Source organism: Solimonas marina, assembly GCF_012241385.1.
Classification (GTDB): Bacteria; Pseudomonadota; Gammaproteobacteria; order Nevskiales; family Nevskiaceae; genus Solimonas; species Solimonas marina.
Genome location: NZ_JAAVXB010000010.1, coordinates 155,867 through 176,119 on the forward strand (window position 1 = coordinate 155,867; position 20,253 = coordinate 176,119).

A 20,253-nucleotide genomic window follows, 5' to 3' on the forward strand; every position below is an offset into this window, starting at 1 on the left:
AAGGCCGGCCGCGACGAGCAACAAGCAAAGCCGCCGCCTCAAAACGAGCTGAAGATGTGCGTCACACCGACCAGCTCGAGAATCACCAGCACCAGGAACACGACGCCGAGCACGACGAACAGGCCGTCGCCGCCAGCGGGCTGCTCATTGATGTTCTGCGCCAGCTGGCTCAGCTCTTCATTGCTCAGCGACGCCACACGGTCTTGCGCATCGGTCGGGTTGACGCCCAACTTCTCCATCTCCGCAACGACATCCTGTCGCTGCATGAAGGCATTCACCGTGGCGAGGTCATCGGTCCGCGCCTGCGTGGTGACCATCTGCTCCGTGCCAATGATGGCCGCACGCGCCGGCGCCGGGGCCGTCGCCAGAACCATCCCCATGCAGACCATGCCGGTCAGTGCTCCGCGAGCCATTCCTTTCATCTGTTCACTCCTTTGCGTGTAGGGCCCCCGTCATGATCGGCGGCGCCCGGGAAACCTCGCGCAAATGCGCTGAATGACGACTGAAAAATGATCTTACGTCATGCCCACGGCTCGCAAGCTGCACGAAATTTGCGGGACAATGCGCCACGTTCCGTTCGACTGGCCCTGTATGTCCCGCAACATCGCTCTGCGTCGCTCCCCAATTCATGGCAACGGCGTCTTCGCCGCCCGTGACCTGCCCGCCGGCACCCGCATCGTCCAATACCGCGGCACGCTGCGCACCCACGACGATATCGATGCCTGTTACGGCGGCGATTACGATTCCGGCCACACTTTTTTGTTCACGCTCAACGAGACCTATGTCGTCGACGCCAACGTCGGCGGCAATGTCGCGCGCTGGATCAACACCAGTTGCGATCCCAATTGCGAAGCCGTCATCGTCGAAGACCCCAAGGGCGATCCGGCGCGCGACCGCATCTTCATCGAAACCATCAAAGCGATACCCGCCGGCACCGAGCTGACGTACGACTACGGCATCACGCTCGACGAGCCTCACACCCCGCGCCTACGCAAGATCTGGGCGTGCCGCTGCGGTGCGTCTGCGTGCACCGGGACCATGCTGCGCCCCAAGCGCAAACGCCGCGCCACGGCCTGATCGCCGGCGCCGAGGCGTTTGGCGCTACCAGCTGCTGGCGGTGCGGCGCCGCAGCGCCAGCACAGCCAGCATCGTTCCCAGAAGCTCAACGAGGACGAAGACACCAAGAGCGGGCGGCGCGGCGTGACTGATCCGCATAATGAGCAGCGCCGCGACGACGATGCGGGCGACTGCATCGATCGCGACCAAGCGCCGATCGTCAGCCCAGCGCAGCCTGGCGCCATTCCAGCACGCGCCGAGCACCCCGAGCAGCTGCGCGAACGTCACGGCCAGTGGACTGAGCGTCTGCCACGAGGGAGGGATCGGCAATGCGCCGCCCGCTGACAACAGCACCAGCATCCATCGCTCCGTGACGCCAGGCACGGCCAACGGCGCCGTGATCACAAGGTCAATCAGAGCGAACAAACGGACACCAGCGAAACCCCTCATCTCATCTCCCTGTGAATTGGCTGTTGCAGGCATCGCGGCGCGTGGCCGCGCAAAGCATCAGCATATGCGGATCATTGCATTGCGCAAACCCGATGCCAGATCGGCCATGCGCATTGCGCCGTGCTTCTGTTTCGCCCAAAAAAAAGCCGCGACTGCCGCCGCGGCTTTTTGCCGGCAATGATTGCCGGAATCGAGCGGTCCTTAGAGCGGGCGAATCGCCGCCGCCTGCAGGCCCTTCGGGCCGCGACGCACTTCGTACTGGACTTTCTGGCCTTCCTTCAGGGTCTTGAAGCCGGTCCCCTGAATCTCACGGAAATGCGCGAAGAGATCCTCACCGCCTCCCTCAGGCGTGATGAAGCCAAACCCCTTGGCATCGTTGAACCACTTGACCGTGCCGGTCGAGACATTAGACATGCAACGTTCCCTCTGACGTCATTGAAAAACGGGCTTACACCCACTCCAGTGCAAGTAGCGCTCAAGTAACGCAACCAGAGGTTCCGTACTGCATTGCCGAATCCCACCTGTCGCAATGACTTTGCTTGAAACACGACTGCGTTTAGGAATGTACACCGACATCCGGCGCGCCGTCTAACCACTCCCATCAAGCCGTTTTTGAGCAGTTTCTTCCGCAATAACGCATCCTCGCTGCAGATAAGGTCATCGCAGCTCGACATTCACGGACCCCCAGCACCGGCAGCGGCCGACCGCTCGGCCGCGCCGATCCCGAAACATCTGCGCGGCAACTCACCGTCAGACAGAAACGAAAAAAGGCGGCAGCCTGAACGGCTGCCGCCTTCAATTTCATCGCAGCGCCGCTCGCCGACTCAGTAGTCGGTCTGCTGCAGCACGTGCACTGTCGCGTGCTCTTCGAGTTCGCCAGCCGGATCACTGTCATAGGTCGCGAACACGCGAGCGTCGCCACCGACGTCGTACGGTGTCATCAAGCCGCCGTTGATGCCACTTGAAGTGACGGTCAGCAAATCCGAATCACCGGTGTCGTACAGTACCCAATTGACCAAGCGGGTAACCGGGCGCTCGACGCCATCTTCAAACGTTCCGTAAGCCTGCAACTGACCGAGGTTCGGGAACTGCAGATTGGTCTCGGTCGGATCAATGCGCAGGCTGAGCATGTCGGTGTCGGTGAACGTGTAGACGCGCGTCGTCGTCGACATGTCGATACCGTCCTCGTCATACGTCAGCTTCAACGCGATCTCGCGGTTGAGGCGATCCTCGTCGCCATTGACGAGCAGATATGGCGTCAGCTGCAGCTGGGTCGTGCCGTTGCTGTCCGTCGTCGTTGCCGCAGAGGACACTGACGTCGTCGCATTCGACTCGTTATAGCCGTCTGCCGCTTCGACATCGACCTGCCCCGACAGGTTTTGATTCGGCGCACTGGTGTCATCGAACACCGCTTCGACCTTGACACGATCGCCGAGCACGACCGGCACCGGCTGGTCCTCCGGCTGCTCGTACGTCAGCTTCAGCGACGAGACATTGCCAATGCTCATGACCTGCGTCAGATACTTGTTGCAGGCCGGCAGGCGCGCTTCGAGCGTGAAGTCCTGATCGACCGGCGTCCTCGACGCCGTCACCAGCGACACACCGGAAACAACGGCCGGCGCGCCGGCGTCGGTGATCGACCAGACCGCGCTCGACGTCAGATCCTGCTCGAGCTGATCGAGCTGCGGCTGCACATAGAGGCTGAACGTCGTCTGCGAATCCGGCGCCATGCGCGTCAGCACCGGCGAAATCCGCATGCTGCTGATCTCGGCGGCATTGACACCGATCGACGCCGTCATGGTGTCGGCGTAGGTCGCGGTGATGACGGCACTGCCCGTCGAACGCGCGATGACGGTCCCGGTCGCATAGTAGCTGCCGGAACCCGCATAGGTTTCGATATCGCCATTGCTGACGTCGATCACGCCGGGATTGCTGCTGCTCCAGACCACGCGAGCCGAGACATCCGTCGTACTCGCATGGTTGCCGTCATCATCGGCAAACGTCGCCGTCGCCGACAGCGTCGACGTCTGGCACTCGACCATGTCGACAGCGTCCGGACTGGAGTCGTACGTGACCTCCAGCGACTGCGGACCCTTGCCCGTACCGACCGGAGACCCGCCGTTACATCCCGCCAAAAGAACTGCGGCGCCGATTAAGGCGCCGCAGGACAGACGAAAGACCATCACGGGGCGTACATCTCCACGCGGCTGTTACCACGATCGGTGATGTAGAGCACACCGCCCTCGACGTAGACGCCGGTGGGACCGTTCAGCGTGTGCTTGGTCGCCGCACCATTTTCCTGATCGTCGTCGTCGTTGTCGGTCTTGCCGTCCTGATCATCATCGTTCGCGGCCGAGGCCGTGAAGTTCTGGTTGTCCTGACCGTAGACCAGCGACGCGCTCATGCCATTGGAAGCCGGCATCGAGTCGAACTTCACGACGCGATTGCTGCCACGATCGGCGACCCAGAACTGCGCGCCATCCGAAGCAACACCGGTCGGCGACTCGAAGGTCGAAGCCGAGGTGCTGTAGGTCGAACGGTTGAAGTCCGTCTGGCCGACCACGTAGGAGGCTTCCGTCGCGCTCGACTGCGGGAAGGTGCTCCAGTACAGCACGCGATAGTTACCGGTGTCGGCCACCAGCAGCTGGGTACCGTCGGTCCAGATCGACGTCGGCTTGTACATGTCGGCAGCGCCGTCATCATCGCCATTCGACGTGAAATCGCTCTGACCGAGGACGATGCTGGCGTCTTCAGTGCCGGCGGTCGGCACGCTGCTCCAGATCAGCACACGGTTGTTGCCCTGGTCAGCGACGATCAGCTTGTTGTTGCTGATCACGGCCGCGGTCGGCGCGTTGAAGTTCTGCGCGGTCGTGCCGGAAACCTGGGTCGTGAAGCTACCGCCCTGGCCGACGACGACGTCCGGACCGGCGTCGATTTCTGACTGCGTGGTCGGCGCGGTGTCCCAGATCAGCACGCGGTTGTTGCCGGTGTCGGCAACAACCAGCTGGCCGCCGCTACCGATCGAGACCTGATACGGCGTCGCCAGCTTGCTGGCCGTCGTGCCGCTGGTCTTGGTCGTGAAGTCGTCCTGACCGATGACAAGGTCCGCGACCTGGCCGTTGGTCGTCGGAATGCTCGTCCAGACCAGAATGCGATTGTTCGCCGTGTCGGCGACATACAGCTTGGTGCCATCCGAGGCAACGTTGCCGAACGGCGTCGCCAGCGTGTAGCTCTGCGGCGTGGACTGCGTGTCGTTCACGTCATCCTGCTGGAAGTTCGTGTGGCCGATCACCTGGAAGGCCGTCTCCCAGTCGATGTTGTCACCGCCACCGCCGCCGCAAGCAGCCAGCAGCAGCGTCGACGCGGTCACGACAAGCGAGGATTTGCGCACGAGGCGGCGGGGGGAAAGCAAAGAGGCCGCGAAGGCACGACGAAGACGCATGAAAACTCCTTGACACTAAGGCAGGAATGAATCGACCGGCGGGGCCGCCAGCACTATAAATGGAATACTGTCGACAACGGGCGCGGGAGGCTGCGGCATTGTGTATGAAGTCTTAACAAAATTCGAGCCTGCGCGGCTGGGGGAGATCATTCAGTCACCTCGTTGACAGCTGCCGCACCGGCAGTCGCAGTAGCAGCGCGAACGGCGAACCCTCGCGACTGGCGGCACGCATGCTCAGCTCACCGCCATGCTGCAACGCAACACGGTGAGCGATGGCCAAACCCAGCCCGGCGCCGCCGGGGTTGCGCGCCGGCGACCCCTGAGCAAACGGCTGCAGCAGGCGCGCCCAGTGCGCCGGCTCGATGCCCGGTCCATGGTCTTCCAGCGTCAGCACCGCCCAATCTCCCTCGATACGTGTCTGCAGTCGGATCGGCGACACCCCATGCGTCGCCGCGTTGTCGATCAAATTGCGTATTGCTCGTGACAACGATTGGCGGCGCAAGTTCAATTCGGTCGGCGCCGCGAGGTCGAGTTCGACAAAGGCATCGTCGGGGCTGCGGATCGCCGAATGCACGACCGCATCGAGCGACATCGTCACTGGCGCCTCGTCACGACCATCGCGGACGTAGTCGATGCACTGGCCGATGATGTGATCGATCTCGCGGACGTCGCGCAACACCGGCGCCCAGTCTTCGTCGGGGCGCGAGCGCAGTTCGATGGCAGCCTGGATGCGGGCCAGTGGTGAGCGCAGATCGTGCGACATGCCGGCCAACATCAGCTCCCGCTCCTGGTTGCTGCCGCGCAACTGGTGGGCCAAGCCGTGCAATGCGGCGCCGATCTGGCGCAATTCGCTGGGCGCCGACATGCCGCCGGCGGCCGGCACCGCGCCATGCTCGATGTCCTCGATCGCCACCAACAGCCCTCGGATCGGCCAGCGCACGATCAGGCTGAACGCCACCATCGCCAGCAGCACCACGAGCCCGAGGCTCGCCAGATTGATCCAGAGAAAATGCAGGCGAATCCGGTCGACTTCGCCGGGCGGGCCTCCGAAAGCGAATAATTGAAAGCCATGCAGCAGCGGCGCATTCGGCGGGGGAGCGCCATTCTGATCCGGCGGCGGCTGGCGCGGCATTGCAGCCGGCCCGTCTCCCGCACCAGTAGCGTTCGCCCCCTCGCCCGGCGGCGGTTCACGTGGGCGCTCCGGCGGTGCACCGCAATCGCTACGCATCGCGCCGGGGCCGCAATCATGAAAACGCGAGCCGACGTCCGGCGGCGGAAAGATCCGCAGCAGCGCAAAGTTGACCGTCGGCACCATCACCACTGCGGCCGCGACCAGCAGGCCGAGCAGGACGCGTAGACTCATGCGGCGGGCTGATCCGGCACGAACATGTAGCCACGGCCCCAGACCGTCTGGATATAGCGCGGAGCGGACGGATCCGGCTCCAGAACCTGGCGCAGGCGTGAAATCAGAATGTCGATCGAACGCGACAGTGCATCGCTGGGCCGGCCGCTGGTGAGCGTCATCAACTCGTCGCGATTCAGGACGCGACGCGCGTGCAGGACCAGCGCTTCCAGCAATTGATATTCGCGGGTCGTGATGTGCACCGGCTCACCGTCGCGCGACAGCGTTCTTGCCCACATGTCGAGCTCGAAGTCGCCGATGCGCACCTGCTTGGGCGTCGCCACCGTCTCCGATCGCGCCGTCTGACCGATGCGGCGCAGCACTGTGAAGATGCGCGCAACCAGCTCCCGCAGATTGCAGGGCTTGGCCAGGTAATCATCGGCCCCGACTTCCAGACCGACGATGCGGTCGACGTCGTCGCCCTTGGCCGACAGAATGATGATCGGCACCGGCGATGCCGCCGAACGCAGGCGCCGGCACAGCGCAATGCCATCCTCGTCCGGCAGCATCAGATCGAGCACGATCAGGTCGAAGCGGCCACGCGACAACGCGCGCACCGCGGCCGACGCCGTCGAAGCGCCCTCGGATTCGATGCCGTGGCGTTCGAGATATTCGGCCATCATCTGGCGCAGGCGGACGTCGTCGTCGACGAGGAGGACTTTGGCTTTCATACAGGGCTTCCCGGGGCTAGCTCCCGTGCAGTCTGACTGATCGGCATGCACCTCGTTCCGCGCCGATACACTTCGAAACAATTCTCCAATCTGTGGAGAAGACACCGGCGCAACGAAGGGCTACTGTAGCATCCCTTTAGCTGCCCCTATCCGAGACATGCTTTTGTCTGCCGTCCGGCCGTCGCGCCTGCTTCGCCTCTCCATCCTTCCGGCTGCCCTGCTGCTCGGCGCCTGCCAGTCCAAGCTGGAAGCGGACATTGGCGTCTCCACGCCACCTGCGACGATTGAATCGCTGAACATCTCGGTGCCCTACGTCGACTTCAAGGACACCGATAGCGACGTCCACAGCTTCGACGCCGATGACGACAGCACCTTCGACATCCTCGAATACTTGAACGACGACGACGACGATAACGACGACGACGTGTTCAAGGTTTTTGAAGATAAAAGTGCCAAAGGCGATTACGCCTCGGTCCGCCCCCGCTTCGACGTCAGCGCCGGCTCGCTGGTCACCAGCACCGGCGCCGAGTATCCGCTGACACTGGTCTCGCAGCCGGACTACATCAGCTATCCGCTCAGCGTCGGCAAAGACGATTCCGAAACCTTGCTGCTGACGCTGGAGCTGACGTTCTCGTTGATCGACGATACCTCGAACAGCGGCGACTATGAATTCAAGCCCGTGATCCGCGTGGCGCGCTCGGACACCGCCGGGGAGATTGACGGCACGATCTCCACCAGCCTCGTGCAGGCATCGAGCTGCCGCGACGGTCGCACCGTCGGCACCGGCGTTGCCGCCTATCTCTATAGCGGCAGCGGCATCACGCCGACGGACTACTACAAGACCGACGACGTCACCAACAGCAATCAGCCGGTGGCCGCCGCGTTCGTCGAATACAGCTCCGACGACGATGCCTACGCCTTCAAGATTCGCAACGTCGAGCCGGGCACCTACACCATCGCCTGGACCTGCCAGGCCGACAGCGAAGATCCGGAAACCGACGACGATCTGACGTTCATCGAGAGCGAAGACGTGACGGTTTCCACCTCGTCGACGTCGACCGTCAGCTTCACCGGCAGCGACTGAGTCGGCTCTAACCTGGACGCGGCGCGCCGTCACGCACGGCGCGCCGCAGCTGTTCACGTAGCCAGCCGTGTGCCGGATCGTGCTCGGCGTTACGCGGCCAATACATCATCACCTCCAGCTCCGGCAGCGCGACCGGCGGCGGCGCCAGCCGTAGCGGCAGCTGGGTCTTGAACCACTCCCCGTAGTAACGCGGCAGCACCAGCAACAAATCGCTGCTCGCCGCCAAGTGGCAGGCGCCGTAGTAGTGCTGGCAGCGCACCGCAACATCGCGGCGCAAACCCTCGCCTTGCAGCACCGCGTCCTCGAGGACCGGGCCGGTACGCCGCGACGACACGGTGATGTGCCGCGCAGCCAGCCACGACTCGACACGCAGCGGCGCGCCGGCCAGCGGATGATCCGGCCGCATCGCCACGCACAGCCCCTCCCGAAACAAGGGCTCACGGACCAGCTCATCGCCGACCGTCATCGGCACGTCCACCGCCAGATCCAGCGCCCCGGCCACCAGTTCCCGATCGAGTCGGCGGCGTTCGATTCGCGCGCTCTGCAGCTGCAGCTGCGGTCCCTGCTCCAGCAGTTGCCGGGTCAAGGTCGGCATCAGCGCAAACTCCAGTACGTCGCGCATGCCGAGCACGAAGCGCCGCGTGCTGGCAGCGGCGTCGAATCGCTGCGGCACCGCCAGTGACCGCTGCAGGGCCTGCAGCGCCGCAGCGATGTCGGGCGCCACCGCACGTGCCCGCGGCGTCGGGGCGACGCGACGCCCGTCGCGCACGAACAGCGGGTCGCCGAACTGCCGCCGCAGGCGCGCCAGCGCATTGCTGATCGCGGGCTGCGTCAGATGCAGCTGCGCCGCCGCCTGCGTCAGGCTGCCGGCACGATAGACCGCGTCGAAAACGCGGAACAGATTGAGATCCACGCGCGAGGACGTCGCATTCATTTCATTCACACGATGAATGATTTCTGATTCATAAATATTAGTCGACCGAATGCAGGCGCGGGCTTATCGTTGCCGTCGGCACCACTCGAGGAGATCGCCCATGGAGTTCGCCCACAGCCCGCGCACGCAGGATTTGATCAAGCGCGTCCGCCAGTTCATGCGCGAGCGCATCGCGCCGGTCGAGGCCGAGGTTCTGCAGGCACAGCGAGCCGCCGCGCACGGCGGCGACTGGACCCGCTGGCAGATCGCACCGGCCGTCGAAACACTCAAGGCCGAGGCGCGTGCCGCCGGCCTCTGGAACTTATTCCTGCCGGATGCCGAGCTCGGCGCCGGCCTGTCGAACGTCGAGTACGCACCGCTGGCCGAGGAGATGGGTCGCAGCTTTCTGGCGCCGGAAATCTTCAACTGCAATGCGCCGGACACCGGCAACATGGAAGTGCTGTGGAAGTACGGCAGCGACGAGCAGAAGGCGCGGTGGCTGACGCCGCTGTTGAACGGTGAAATCCGCTCGGCGTTCTGCATGACCGAGCCCGACGTCGCGTCCAGCGACGCCACCAATATGCAGGCGACCGCCGTCCTCGACGGCGACGAGGTCGTCATCAACGGCAAGAAATGGTGGTCGACCGGCATCGGCCATCCGAACTGCCGCTTCGTGATCTTCATGGGGCTGTCGGACCCCGAGGCGAACCGTCACCAGCAGCACAGCATGGTGCTCGTGCCACTCGACGCGCCGGGCGTGACGATCCAGCGCATGCTGCCGGTGTTCAGCGAATACGACGAACCGTACGGCCACGGCGAGGTGCATTTCGACAACGTCCGCGTGCCCAAGTCCAACCTCATCAAGGGCATCGGCAAGGGCTTCGAGATCGCCCAGGGCCGCCTCGGGCCGGGCCGCATTCATCACTGCATGCGCTGCATCGGGGCCGCCGAGCGCGCACTCGAACTGCTGATCGAACGTGGTCTGACGCGTGTCGCGTTCGGCAAGCCGCTGCTGCAGCTCGGCGGCAATCGCGAGCGCATCGCCGATCTGCGCATCGCCATCGACCAGGCGCGTCTGCTGACGCTGTTCGCGGCGTGGAAGGTCGACAAGATAGGGGTCCACGCGGCGCTGACGGAAATTTCGGCGATCAAGGTCGTCGCGCCGAACGTGCTCGAACAGGTGGTCAGCGAAGCCATCCAGATTCACGGCGGCGCCGGCCTGTCGAACGACTTCCCGCTCACCGCGCTGTACGCAACGGCGCGCGTCCTGCGCCTTGCCGATGGCCCGGACGCCGTGCATCGCGGCATGATTGCGCGTGTCGAGCTGGGCAAGTTCGGCAGCCTCGTGAAGCAGGCCGGAGTACGCGCATGAACGAAAAACGGGTCTTCATCACCGGCGGCGCTTCAGGGCTCGGCCGGGCGCTGGCCGAGCGTTACGCACGCGCCGGCGCGCGCGTCTGCATCGGCGATCTCAACGATGAGCGTGGCGCCGAAACGCTGGCGGCGCTGCAGGCCTACGGTCATGACGCGCACTATCTGCACTGCGATGTAACGCAGGAAGCCGACCTCGAAGCCGCCGCGCAATGGATGCAGGCGCACTGGGGCGGCGCCGATGTCATCGTCAACAACGCCGGGGTCGCCGCCAGCGGCGCCATCGACGAGCTGTCGCTGACCGACTGGCAGTGGATCGTCGACATCAACCTGCTCGGCGTGGTCCGCGGCTGCAAGGCCTTCGCGCCGATGCTCAAGGCCCAGCACAGCGGTCACATCGTCAACGTGGCCTCGATGGCCGGCTTGATCCATCCGCCGTTGATGTCGGCCTACAACGCGACCAAGGCGTCTGTCGTGGCGCTGTCGGAAACGCTGAAAGTGGAGCTGGCAAAGAACCGCGTCAATGTCTCAGTGGTCTGCCCCGCGTTCTTCCGCACCAACCTCACCGAAACCGCACGCGCCGGTGATGCGGATTCGAGCCGCATGATGAACAAGCTCGTGACCAAGGCACGGCGCGGCGCCGACGAAATCGCCGATCTGGTCTATGCCGGCATCGAGCGTGGCGACTTCCACATCCTCACGCACAAGCGCGAGGCGCGCATCTGGCGTCTCAAGCGCGCGCTGCCGTATCCGGTGTTCTACCGCCTGATGCTCAGCGCGACGCGCAAGATGATGGGCAAGGCCGCGCAGCGCGCCGCCGGCGACGCATGACCGCGACGCCGCCGGCGCTGCAAACCCGTCGCGTCGCGACGGGGCTCGGCGAATTATTGCTACGCGTCGGCGGCACGGGACCGGCCATTCTGTTCTGGCCGAGCCTGTTGATGGACGGCAGGATGTGGCTGGCGCAGGCCGACTATTTCATCGGCCGCGGCTACCGCGTCGTGCTCATTGATCCGCCCGGCGCCGGCGGTAGCGCGCCGTTGACGCGCCCCTTCAGCTTCGACGAATGCGCGCAATGCATCGTGCAGATACTCGATGCACTCGAGATCGAGCGCGCGCACTGGGTCGGCAATTCCTGGGGCGGCATGATTGGCGGGACGTTCGCGGCATGGGCGCCGCAGCGTATCGGCGTTGCGGTGCTGATGAACGCCACCGCCTCGCCAGCCGGTCTGCGCCACCGTCTCGAGTTTCCGCTGCTCGCGCGCGTCACCCGCGCGCTCGGCGGCATCCGCTGGCCGCTGACCGAAACCGTCATCGACGCCTTCGTCGGCCCGACCACGCGGCGCACACGACCGCAGGTCGTCGCGCATATTCGCGAGTCGCTGGCGCGCGTCGACACCCGGTCGAGCTACTGGGCCGTTACCAGCGTCGTGCCGCAGCGCCCTGACCAGCGCCCGCGCTTGGCAACGATCCGCACACCGGTACTGGTGGTCGCCGGCGCCGAGGATCGCGTGTTTCCCGTTGCCGATGCACGTGAGATGGCCGCTGCGATTCCCGGCGCCCAACTCGACGTTCTCGCCGGCGCTGCACATCTCGCCGGGCTCGAATGTCCGGAGCGGGTCAATCCCATGATCGAAGCCTTCATCAAGGAGCATGCCGATGCCTGAGTCCGCCAGCATCGACCGCGCCGGCGACGTTCGCAGCGGCGAAGAACTCGACGCCGCAGCCGTCGGCAACTGGCTGCGCGACCAGGGCGTGGCGCTCGACGGCGAGCCGACGGTCACCCAGTTTTCCGGCGGCGCGTCGAACTGGACCTATCGCCTGCAATATGCCAATCGCGATCTGATCCTGCGCCGACCGCCGGCCGGCACCAAGGCCAAGTCGGCGCACGACATGTTCCGCGAGTACTCGGTGCAGAAGGCGCTCAAGCCGGTCTATCCGGCCGTCGCCGACATGGTGGCGATCTGTCGCGACGAGTCCGTGATCGGCTGCGAGTTTTACGTGATGGATCGCATCGAGGGGCTGATCCCGCGCAAGAACCTGCCGCGCGGCGTGACGCTGACGCTCGAGCAGACACGGCAGATGTGCATCAACGCCATCGACAAACTCGTCGAGCTGCATCGCGTCGACTGGCGTGCGGCGGGGCTCGAAACACTGGGCAAGGGCGAAGGCTATGCCCGGCGGCAGATCGCCGGCTGGAGCGATCGCTGGAACAAGGCCCACACCTGGAACGTGATGTGCGGCCGCGACGTCGTGCGCTGGCTCCAAACCAATGTACCCGACGACATCGCCACCTGCGTCATTCACAACGACTGGCGCTTCGACAATCTGATCTTCGCGCCCGACGATCCGACACGCGTGATCGGCGTACTCGACTGGGAAATGGCAACGCTCGGCGACCCGCTGATGGAACTCGGCAGCGCGCTGGCCTACTGGGCGCAGGCCGACGACGACCGCTTCATCCTCTCGACGCGCCGCCAGCCCACGCACCTGCCGGGCATGCTGACACGCCGCGAAGTCGTCGCGTACTACTGCCAGCAAATGGGCTATGCGCCGAAGAACTGGACCTTCTACGAGGTCTACGGCCTGTTCCGCCTGGCCGGCATCATTCAGCAGATTTATTACCGCTATCACCACAAACAGACACGCAATCCGGCCTTCGCCAGATTCTGGTTGCTGTCGAACTATCTGATCTGGCGCTGCCGGCGCGCCATTCGCAAGGGAGCGCTCTGATGGGCGTCATCTACCTGATCCGGCACGGCCAGGCCTCGTTCGGCGCCGGCGACTACGACAAGCTGTCGCCGCTGGGCATCGAGCAGGGCGCGATTCTCGGCCAGGCGCTGGCTGCGCGCGGCGTCACGCCGGATGCCGTGGTCTGCGGCGCGATGAAGCGCCACCGCGAGACCGCGCAGGCCTGTCTGTCGGCCATGCAACAACCCGCCGAGTGGGTCGAAGATGCGGCGTGGAACGAATACGACCACGAGACCATGGTCGCCGCGTACAAGCCCGGTTTCCGCGACAAGGCGGTGATGGCCACCGAACTGGCGGCAACGCCGAATCCGCGCCGTGCGTTTCAGGAGATATTCGCCGAAGCGCAGCGACGCTGGATCGGCGGCGAACACGATGCCGACTATCCCGAAAGCTGGGCGGGTTTCTGTGCACGCGTCGACACCGCGTTGACGACGCTGCAAAACACCCTGGGCCGCTCGAAGACCGCACTGGTGTTCACGTCCGGCGGACCGATCGGCGCGGCCGCGCAGCGCCTGCTGGGCCTGTCCGACGAACGCGCCATCCGCCTCAACTGGACGCTCGCCAACGCCGCCGTCACCAAGCTGATCTACAGCGAGCGCAGCCTCTATCTGTCGACGCTCAACGAGCACGCCCATTTCGAGCACGACGCCAGACTGATCACTTATCGCTAAGGTCTCGACCATGCGCAAAACCATCCTCATCACCGGCGCCAGTTCCGGTCTCGGCCGCGGCATGGCCCGCGAATACGCCAAGCGCGGCCACGACCTCGCGCTGTGCGCGCGCCGCACCGAGCGACTCGACGAACTGAAGACCGAACTGCTCGCCGCCGATCCGGACATCAAGGTCTCGGAGCGCGCCCTCGACGTGCTGAACTACGATCAAGTGTTCGAGGTGTTCCGCGCGTTTCGCGACGACTTCGGCGCGCTCGACCGCATCATCGTCAATGCCGGGCTCGGCAAGGGCCAGCCGCTCGGCACCGGCTACTTCCACGCCAACCGCCAGACCGCCGAAACCAACTTCGTCGCCGCGCTCGCGCAGTGCGAAGCGGCAATGGAAATCTTCCGCGCGCAGAAGCAAGGTCATCTGGTCGTGATCTCGTCGATGAGCGCGATGCGCGGCATGCCGCGCAATCTGACCACCTACGCCGCCACCAAGGCCGGCGTCGCCGCGCTGGCCGAAGGCATCCGTGCCGACGTCATCGGCAAGCGCATCAAGGTCAGCACCATCTATCCGGGCTACATCCGCTCGGAGATCAACGAAAAGGTGAAAAAGACCCCGTTCATGATCGACACCGAGACCGGCTGCCGCTTGCTGGTCAAGGCCATCGACAAGGAACCGGAAAGCGCCTGCGTGCCGCGCTGGCCGTGGCTGCCGCTGAGCTTCGCGATGCGCCACCTGCCGCTGTCTGTCGTATCGAAAATGGGTTGACGTCAGCACTGACGCCACAAGAGGGGGAGAACCCGCATGAAATGGATGATCTACGGCGCCAACGGCTACACCGGCGAGCTGATTGCGCGTGAAGCGGTGCAACGCGGTGAACGGCCGGTACTGGCGGGCCGCAGCGCCGGCAAGCTCGAAGCGCTGGCCAGCGAACTCGGACTCGAACACCGCGTCTTCAGCCTCGACGATCGCAGCGGCCTGGCCGGCGGTCTGATGGGCATCGACCTCGTCCTGCATTGCGCCGGGCCGTTCTCGGCGACCAGCGCGCCGATGATCGAGGCCTGTCTTGCGGCCAAGGCGCACTACCTCGACATCACCGGCGAGATCAGCGTTTTCGAGCACGCGCACGCCCAGCATGCACGCGCACAAGCGGCCGGCATCGTCGTCTGCCCCGGCGTCGGCTTCGATGTCATTCCGACCGATTGCGTCGCCGCAGCACTCAAAGCCGCACTGCCCGACGCCACGCATCTGGCACTCGGCTTCGATTCGCGTTCGGGATTTTCGCCGGGCACGGCGAAGACCTCGGTCGAAGGACTGGCGCAAGGCGGCAAGGTGCGCGAGAACGGTGTCATTCGCAGCGTGCCGCTCGCCTATCACGTGCGCCGCATCGACTTCGGCGACGGCGAAAAGCTGGCGATGACCATCCCCTGGGGCGACGTCTCGACCGCCTTCCACACCACCGGCATCGCGAATATCGAGACCTTCATCCCCGGCTCGCCGAGCATGATCGCCAACGCCAAGCGCGCCAATTATTTCCGCTGGCTGCTGGGCATGACCTTCGTGCAAAACCTCATCAAGGCGCGCATCGCCAAGACCGTGAAAGGCCCGTCGGCGGAACTGCGCGACAAGCTCATCACCCATGTCTGGGGCGAAGCGCGCAATGCCGCGGGAACGACGAAAACCGCGCGCATCCAGGTCGCCAACGGCTATGCGCTGACGGTGACCGGCGCGTTGGCCGTCATCGCCCACCTCGACGCCCAAGGCGCGGCCGGCGGCGCGTACACGCCGTCCAGGCTCTGCGGCGCCGGACTGGTCGAGCAACTGCCCGGCAGCGGTGCGATGCGCGTCGACTGAACTTCAACGCCACCCAGCTTGACAAACGTGCCGCCCCGCCACGTTTTGGCGAAGATGTCGATTCTATTGGCGAATCTCGCCAGGCCACCAACAGCGGAAATATTTATCTTATTGAAATTTAAAGACTAAAAATCTGGCAAACGCCTTGCGGATTTCCTGGCATCGACACGTATCCAGGGAGTTTCCAGATGTTCAAGCCGCTCATTGCCACCGTCTTCGTTGCCGCCCTGCTGCCGCTCAGCGCCCGCGCCAGCGATCTCGACTGCCACTACGAGCTGAAGTCGGACATCCGCATCGACGGTGACGCCGTCGAGCTGCGCGGCGACGACGGCACTTGGCGCCTCGACGGCGATCGCCTGCGCCACGACGGCCAGGATGTGAACTTGAACGCCCGGCAGCACGCCGCCGTCGACGAATATCGCCGCGGCGTGCTGCAGCTGGTGCCGGCCGTCAACGACATCGCGCTCGACGCCGGGATGCTCGGCATCGAAGCGATGACGATGAGCTTCGCGGCGCTGACCGACGACCCTGATGATCTGCGCAAGTACCAGAAGCGCGCCGAGAAGCTCGGCGCCAAGGTTCACGAGCGCTATGCCGGCCGCACGATGCTGCAGGGCTCGCTGGCCGGCGGTCTCTATGACGATGCGCTGGATGCCGAGATCGACGCGATGGCCGAACAGGCCGCCGCCGACATGGCCGGCAACATCACCTCGCTGGTGTTCTCGGCGATCTTCCATCCGGGCCGCATCGAAGCGCGCGCCGACAGCGTCGAACGGCTCGTCGAGCAGCGCATCGAACCAAAAGCCGACGCGCTCGAAGCCCGCGCCCGCCCGCTCTGCGCGCAGACCGCGCACCTCGACAGCCTGGAGTCGGTGATCGGCATCGATGCCATCGACGTCGACGATCACGATCACGATCACGATCACGATCACGACGATCATCATCACCACCACGGTTTTTCGTTCTCGTTCTGAAGCCGCACGGCCTTCGCCGCACACTGCTTGCACTCCCGGGGGCGGGCTGGCACCGTGTCGCCCCCGATTTTTCGCACACAGGCATCCCCCATGCGCGTTCTCCACACCATGCTGCGTGTCGGCAATCTCGACCGCTCGATCGCCTTCTACCGCGACGTGCTCGGCATGAAACTGCTGCGTCAGCACGACTATCCGAGCGGCAAGTTCACGCTGGCCTTCGTCGGCTATCAGGACGAAGCCGACGGCGCGGTCATCGAACTGACGTACAACTACGGCGTCGATCACTACGAGCTCGGCAATGCCTACGGCCACATCGCGCTGGAAGTGGACGACGCGGCGAAGACCTGCGATCTGGTCCGCGCCCGTGGCGGCAAGGTCACGCGTGAAGCCGGGCCGATGGCGCATGGCACCACCGTCATCGCCTTCGTCGAGGATCCGGACGGCTACAAGATCGAATTCATCCAGAAATCGACCTGAGCATCTGCGCCGCATCGGTCGCGAGCACGTTCGGCGGCGCCCATCACCGCTCGATGCGCCGCGTCGAGGCCTTGCGCACGCGCCGACACTGCCGCTAGACTCGCCGCGCTTTTTCGCAAATTGAAGCAATGAACCTGATTTCGCAGATCGCCCTCGTCGTACTTCCGGTCGTCGTTACCGACGCGCCGTAGGGGCTGCTGCACGCAAACAAACCCCGCCGGCGCAAGCAACCGGCGGGGTTTTTTCGTATCTGAGCTTCATCCCGCCGGTCCACGCCCCAGGGGTTCCACCCGTCTCGGAACCACATCATGGACATCAACGGCGCAGAACTGATCACCCGCTTCCTCGAGGCCCGCATGGACGCGCTCGGCGCGTCCGCGGGCGTCGTCTCCGGCATTCCCGGCGGCGCGCTGTTACCGCTGTACCGCGCGCTTGCCGATTCGCGGCTGACACATGTGCTGGCCCGTCACGAACAGGGCGCCGGCTTCATCGCCCAGGGCGTGGCCCGCGTCAGCGGCCATGCCGGCGTCTGTCTGGCGACATCCGGCCCCGGCCTGACCAACACCGTCACCGCCATTGCCGACGCCAAGGCCGACTCGGTGCCGCTGGTCTGCCTCGCCGGCCAGGTGCCGCGCGCACTGATCGGCACCGACGCCTTCCAGGAAGTGCGTACCGGCCACATCGTCGACTCGATCACCAAGGCCAGCTTCGAGGTGCGTGCCGCCGAGGATTTGGTCGATCTGCTGCCGGAAGCGTTCCGCATTGCCGAGAGCGGCCGCCCCGGCCCGGTGGTGATCGAATTGCCGAAGGACGTGCAAACCGAACGTCTGCGTATCGACTCGCTGCCCGCCCTGCGCCCCGCGACGCGCGCGCCGGCGCCGGACGCCACCGCAATCGGCCGCGCCGCGGAGATGATCGCGCGCGCCCAGCGCCCGGTGCTCTACCTCGGCGGCGGCGTCACGCAGGCGCGTGCGCAGCATCTGGCGCAGGCCTTCGCCGAGCGCGCAGGCCTGCCGACCACGACGACGCTGATGGCGCTGGGCACGCTGCCGCCCGAACATCCGCTGGGGCTGGGCATGCTCGGCCTGCACGGCGCGCGCTACACGAATCTGGTGCTCGACGAATGCGATCTGCTGATCGCCATCGGTTGCCGCTTCGATGACCGTGCCACCGGCCGCCTCGATCGCTTCGCACCGCACGCCGAGGTCATTCACATTGACGCGGACCGCCGCGAACTCGGCAAGTTGCGCGCGCCGCAACTGGCGATCTGCGCCGATGCCGGTGCCGCGCTGCGCGCGCTGATCGACGCGGTAAAGCCACAGTTGCGTGCCGACTGGCTGGCGCGGGTCGGTACGCTGCGTCGCGAGTTTCCGCTGCCGCGTCCCGGTCACGACGACGCGCGCAAGCCGCATGGCCTGATCGCCGCGATCGCGGCGATTGCGGACCCGCAGGCGGCGATCAGCACCGACGTCGGCCAGCATCAGATGTGGGTGGCGCAGTCGTATCCGTTCCCGCGCGGCGATCGCTGGCTGACGTCCGGCGGACTCGGCACCATGGGCTTCGGCGTGCCGGCCGCGATCGGTGCGGCGCTGGCGAATCCGCAGGCCGGCGCGGTCTGCATCTCCGGCGACGGCTCGTTGTTGATGAGCGTGCAGGAACTGGCGACGCTCGCCGAGCTGCAGGCCAACGTCAAGATCGTGGTGATGGACAACAGCGCGCTGGGCATGGTGCGCCAGCAGCAACAACTGTTCTACGACAGCCGCTTTGCCGGTTCGCTGTACCGTCATCCGCCGTCGTGCTGCGCGATTGCCGAAAGCTTCGGCGTACCGGCCATCGATCTGGGCTTCGTTCGCGATCCGGCGGAAGCGCTGCGCGCCGCCTTCGCGCAACCCGGTCCGATGCTGATTCGCGCGCCGATTGCCGCCGAGGAAATGGTGCTGCCAGTGGTGATGCCGGGCGCCGCCAACACCGAAGCCATCGGCTAACGCTGAACACCATGAATTCCGGAGAGTCTCACCGTCGCGACGAACTTTCCGTAACATCCCGTCGCGATATTTCGGAGTCGATGATGCACACCCAACCCCCGGGGCTTTACGAAGCCGCCCTGCCGGAAGACTGGCCACAACCCGAAGCGCTTGGTTTCGGCCAGATTCTCGGCCCTTACCTGGTGCATGCACAGCACTGTGCAGAAAGCGGCTGGCACGCGCCCAGCGTCAGCGCCCGCGCCGCGCTGCCGGTGCCGATGGCCAGCGCCGGCCTGCAATATGGCTTTTCGGTCTTCGAAGGTCTCAAGGCCTACCGCGATGCCAGCGATCGCATTCACCTGTTCCGCCCGCGCGATCACGCGCGGCGCCTGCAGCACAGCGCGCAGCGCCTGGTGATGCCGGAGCCGACGGAAGAATTGTTCATGACGCTGTGCCAGCTCGCGGTGCAGGTACACGCGCGCTATGTGCCGCCGCACGGGCGCGGCTCGCTCTATCTGCGGCCGACGCTGTACGCCGAAGAAGATGCGCTCGGCTTTCGTCCGGCAAGCCGCCATCGCCTCGCCGTCGCCGTGACGCCGTGCAGCGACCCCGTGCTGCGACACAACCGCTTGTGGGCCGAGACCGAACTGATCCGTGCGGCACCCGGCGGCATCGGCGCGGCCAAGACCGGCGGCAACTACGCCGCCGGCATCGCCGGCCAGCAACGCGCCAGGCAGAAGGGCTACGACGATGTGATCTGGCTCGACGCACTGACGCATCGCGAACTCGCCGAGGCCGGGACCATGAACGTCTTCGTGCAGATCGGCAACGAAGTGCTGACCCCGCCGCTCGACGGCACCATCCTGCCCGGCATCACCCGCGACAGCGTCTTGCGTCTGCTGCGGACTGAAGGCGTGCCCGTGTCCGAACACCGGATCTCGCTCGACGAACTGGCGGCTGCCGGCATGGCCGGTCAACTCGGCACCGCATTCGGCGTCGGCACCGCCGCGCGGCTGACGATGATCGACGAGATCAGCGACGGCAGCACGGCCATCCGCTTTCGCGACACCGGCCTCGCCACGCGACTCTACGACAAGCTCAAGCAGGTGCAGGAGGGTGCAACGCACGCCTTGCGCGAGTGGCGCGTCGCCGTGCCGGTGCCGAGCAGCGCGGACTGAGACAGG

At 65.3% G+C, this 20,253-nt stretch carries 21 protein-coding genes; 13 read left to right on the forward strand and 8 right to left on the reverse strand.

Features of this window, described 5'->3' with window-relative positions:
* Window positions 1–38 precede the first annotated feature (38 nt).
* Window positions 39–422: a PA2779 family protein gene (locus tag G7Y82_RS16560; protein WP_168149244.1), complete on the reverse strand. Its 384-nt coding sequence runs from the start codon at window positions 420–422 to the stop codon at window positions 39–41.
* A 169-nt stretch (window positions 423–591) separates the two neighbouring features.
* On the opposite strand from G7Y82_RS16560, the gene G7Y82_RS16565 reads away from it, so the two are divergent.
* Window positions 592–1,077, forward strand: a complete 486-nt coding sequence (locus tag G7Y82_RS16565) for an SET domain-containing protein (protein ID WP_168149245.1) — start codon at window positions 592–594, stop codon at window positions 1,075–1,077.
* Between the two features lie 24 nt (window positions 1,078–1,101).
* On the opposite strand, the gene G7Y82_RS16570 is transcribed toward G7Y82_RS16565, so the two are convergent.
* The 6 genes from G7Y82_RS16570 to G7Y82_RS16595 form a co-directional block, all read right to left on the reverse strand.
* A complete protein-coding gene (locus G7Y82_RS16570) occupies window positions 1,102–1,416 on the reverse strand; it encodes a hypothetical protein (RefSeq protein WP_168149246.1) in 315 nt (104 codons plus the stop codon).
* 291 nt (window positions 1,417–1,707) lie between these two features.
* The gene (locus G7Y82_RS16575) at window positions 1,708–1,920 is read right to left on the reverse strand and encodes a cold-shock protein (protein WP_028079860.1); all 213 of its coding nucleotides are present in this window, start codon (window positions 1,918–1,920) and stop codon (window positions 1,708–1,710) included.
* Between the two features lie 410 nt (window positions 1,921–2,330).
* Window positions 2,331–3,641 carry a hypothetical protein gene (locus G7Y82_RS16580; protein WP_168149247.1) on the reverse strand — a complete coding sequence of 437 codons (1,311 nt, stop codon included), beginning with the start codon at window positions 3,639–3,641 and terminating at the stop codon, window positions 2,331–2,333.
* Between the two features lie 47 nt (window positions 3,642–3,688).
* Window positions 3,689–4,948, reverse strand: coding sequence for an NHL repeat-containing protein (locus tag G7Y82_RS16585; RefSeq protein WP_168149248.1), 1,260 nt, complete (start codon window positions 4,946–4,948; stop codon window positions 3,689–3,691).
* A 154-nt stretch (window positions 4,949–5,102) separates the two neighbouring features.
* Entirely contained in the window at window positions 5,103–6,311 is a 1,209-nt protein-coding gene (locus G7Y82_RS16590) for an ATP-binding protein (protein ID WP_168149249.1), read from the reverse strand.
* The gene (locus tag G7Y82_RS16595; RefSeq protein WP_168149250.1) at window positions 6,308–7,021 is read right to left on the reverse strand and encodes a response regulator; all 714 of its coding nucleotides are present in this window, start codon (window positions 7,019–7,021) and stop codon (window positions 6,308–6,310) included. Before G7Y82_RS16595 ends, G7Y82_RS16590 begins: the two co-directional genes overlap by 4 nt.
* A 157-nt stretch (window positions 7,022–7,178) precedes the next feature.
* Between G7Y82_RS16595 and G7Y82_RS16600 the strand changes: the two genes are divergently transcribed.
* Complete coding sequence (locus G7Y82_RS16600) at window positions 7,179–8,105, forward strand: hypothetical protein (protein WP_168149251.1); 927 nt, start codon at window positions 7,179–7,181, stop codon at window positions 8,103–8,105.
* A 7-nt stretch (window positions 8,106–8,112) separates the two neighbouring features.
* Here G7Y82_RS16600 and G7Y82_RS16605 read toward each other — a convergent pair whose 3' ends face one another.
* On the reverse strand, window positions 8,113–9,039 hold the full coding sequence (locus G7Y82_RS16605) for a LysR family transcriptional regulator (RefSeq protein ID WP_168149252.1): 927 nt from the start codon (window positions 9,037–9,039) through the stop codon (window positions 8,113–8,115).
* 100 nt (window positions 9,040–9,139) lie between these two features.
* On the opposite strand from G7Y82_RS16605, the gene G7Y82_RS16610 reads away from it, so the two are divergent.
* The 11 genes from G7Y82_RS16610 (at window position 9,140) to G7Y82_RS16660 (ending at window position 20,247) form a co-directional block, all read left to right on the forward strand.
* Window positions 9,140–10,390, forward strand: coding sequence for an acyl-CoA dehydrogenase family protein (locus G7Y82_RS16610; RefSeq protein WP_168149253.1), 1,251 nt, complete (start codon window positions 9,140–9,142; stop codon window positions 10,388–10,390).
* Window positions 10,387–11,220, forward strand: a complete 834-nt coding sequence (locus G7Y82_RS16615; RefSeq protein WP_168149254.1) for an SDR family oxidoreductase — start codon at window positions 10,387–10,389, stop codon at window positions 11,218–11,220. The genes G7Y82_RS16610 and G7Y82_RS16615 overlap by 4 nt, the downstream gene beginning before the upstream one ends.
* A complete protein-coding gene (locus tag G7Y82_RS16620; protein ID WP_168149255.1) occupies window positions 11,217–12,056 on the forward strand; it encodes an alpha/beta fold hydrolase in 840 nt (279 codons plus the stop codon). Before G7Y82_RS16615 ends, G7Y82_RS16620 begins: the two co-directional genes overlap by 4 nt.
* Complete coding sequence (locus G7Y82_RS16625) at window positions 12,049–13,122, forward strand: phosphotransferase family protein (protein WP_168149256.1); 1,074 nt, start codon at window positions 12,049–12,051, stop codon at window positions 13,120–13,122. Before G7Y82_RS16620 ends, G7Y82_RS16625 begins: the two co-directional genes overlap by 8 nt.
* Window positions 13,122–13,811 carry a histidine phosphatase family protein gene (locus G7Y82_RS16630; RefSeq protein ID WP_168149257.1) on the forward strand — a complete coding sequence of 230 codons (690 nt, stop codon included), beginning with the start codon at window positions 13,122–13,124 and terminating at the stop codon, window positions 13,809–13,811. The genes G7Y82_RS16625 and G7Y82_RS16630 overlap by 1 nt, the downstream gene beginning before the upstream one ends.
* A 10-nt stretch (window positions 13,812–13,821) precedes the next feature.
* Window positions 13,822–14,568, forward strand: coding sequence for an SDR family oxidoreductase (locus G7Y82_RS16635; protein ID WP_168149258.1), 747 nt, complete (start codon window positions 13,822–13,824; stop codon window positions 14,566–14,568).
* A 36-nt stretch (window positions 14,569–14,604) separates the two neighbouring features.
* A complete protein-coding gene (locus G7Y82_RS16640; protein ID WP_168149259.1) occupies window positions 14,605–15,654 on the forward strand; it encodes a saccharopine dehydrogenase family protein in 1,050 nt (349 codons plus the stop codon).
* A gap of 188 nt (window positions 15,655–15,842) precedes the next feature.
* Window positions 15,843–16,628, forward strand: coding sequence for a DUF2884 family protein (locus tag G7Y82_RS16645; RefSeq protein WP_168149260.1), 786 nt, complete (start codon window positions 15,843–15,845; stop codon window positions 16,626–16,628).
* A gap of 90 nt (window positions 16,629–16,718) precedes the next feature.
* Window positions 16,719–17,105, forward strand: a complete 387-nt coding sequence (gloA, locus tag G7Y82_RS16650) for a lactoylglutathione lyase (RefSeq protein WP_168149261.1) — start codon at window positions 16,719–16,721, stop codon at window positions 17,103–17,105.
* Window positions 17,106–17,413: 308 nt separating this feature from the next.
* The gene (gene ilvB / locus G7Y82_RS16655; RefSeq protein ID WP_206370783.1) at window positions 17,414–19,090 is read left to right on the forward strand and encodes a biosynthetic-type acetolactate synthase large subunit; all 1,677 of its coding nucleotides are present in this window, start codon (window positions 17,414–17,416) and stop codon (window positions 19,088–19,090) included.
* Window positions 19,091–19,173: 83 nt separating this feature from the next.
* Window positions 19,174–20,247: a branched-chain amino acid aminotransferase gene (locus tag G7Y82_RS16660; RefSeq protein ID WP_240954364.1), complete on the forward strand. Its 1,074-nt coding sequence runs from the start codon at window positions 19,174–19,176 to the stop codon at window positions 20,245–20,247.
* Window positions 20,248–20,253: the final 6 nt, after the last annotated feature.

Coding starts and splice junctions, on each gene's coding strand:
- G7Y82_RS16620 (WP_168149255.1), top strand. CDS start 11,217: ATGACCGCGACGCCGCCGGCGCTGCAAACCCGTCGCGTCGCGACGGGG.
- G7Y82_RS16635 (WP_168149258.1), top strand. CDS start 13,822: ATGCGCAAAACCATCCTCATCACCGGCGCCAGTTCCGGTCTCGGCCGC.
- G7Y82_RS16625 (WP_168149256.1), top strand. CDS start 12,049: ATGCCTGAGTCCGCCAGCATCGACCGCGCCGGCGACGTTCGCAGCGGC.
- G7Y82_RS16645 (WP_168149260.1), top strand. CDS start 15,843: ATGTTCAAGCCGCTCATTGCCACCGTCTTCGTTGCCGCCCTGCTGCCG.
- G7Y82_RS16660 (WP_240954364.1), top strand. CDS start 19,174: ATGCACACCCAACCCCCGGGGCTTTACGAAGCCGCCCTGCCGGAAGAC.
- G7Y82_RS16595 (WP_168149250.1), bottom strand. CDS start 7,021: ATGAAAGCCAAAGTCCTCCTCGTCGACGACGACGTCCGCCTGCGCCAG.
- G7Y82_RS16560 (WP_168149244.1), bottom strand. CDS start 422: ATGAAAGGAATGGCTCGCGGAGCACTGACCGGCATGGTCTGCATGGGG.
- G7Y82_RS16640 (WP_168149259.1), top strand. CDS start 14,605: ATGAAATGGATGATCTACGGCGCCAACGGCTACACCGGCGAGCTGATT.
- G7Y82_RS16570 (WP_168149246.1), bottom strand. CDS start 1,416: ATGCTGGTGCTGTTGTCAGCGGGCGGCGCATTGCCGATCCCTCCCTCG.
- G7Y82_RS16630 (WP_168149257.1), top strand. CDS start 13,122: ATGGGCGTCATCTACCTGATCCGGCACGGCCAGGCCTCGTTCGGCGCC.
- G7Y82_RS16610 (WP_168149253.1), top strand. CDS start 9,140: ATGGAGTTCGCCCACAGCCCGCGCACGCAGGATTTGATCAAGCGCGTC.
- G7Y82_RS16605 (WP_168149252.1), bottom strand. CDS start 9,039: ATGAATGCGACGTCCTCGCGCGTGGATCTCAATCTGTTCCGCGTTTTC.
- ilvB (WP_206370783.1), top strand. CDS start 17,414: ATGGACATCAACGGCGCAGAACTGATCACCCGCTTCCTCGAGGCCCGC.
- G7Y82_RS16565 (WP_168149245.1), top strand. CDS start 592: ATGTCCCGCAACATCGCTCTGCGTCGCTCCCCAATTCATGGCAACGGC.
- G7Y82_RS16615 (WP_168149254.1), top strand. CDS start 10,387: ATGAACGAAAAACGGGTCTTCATCACCGGCGGCGCTTCAGGGCTCGGC.
- G7Y82_RS16575 (WP_028079860.1), bottom strand. CDS start 1,920: ATGTCTAATGTCTCGACCGGCACGGTCAAGTGGTTCAACGATGCCAAG.
- gloA (WP_168149261.1), top strand. CDS start 16,719: ATGCGCGTTCTCCACACCATGCTGCGTGTCGGCAATCTCGACCGCTCG.
- G7Y82_RS16590 (WP_168149249.1), bottom strand. CDS start 6,311: ATGAGTCTACGCGTCCTGCTCGGCCTGCTGGTCGCGGCCGCAGTGGTG.
- G7Y82_RS16600 (WP_168149251.1), top strand. CDS start 7,179: ATGCTTTTGTCTGCCGTCCGGCCGTCGCGCCTGCTTCGCCTCTCCATC.
- G7Y82_RS16585 (WP_168149248.1), bottom strand. CDS start 4,948: ATGCGTCTTCGTCGTGCCTTCGCGGCCTCTTTGCTTTCCCCCCGCCGC.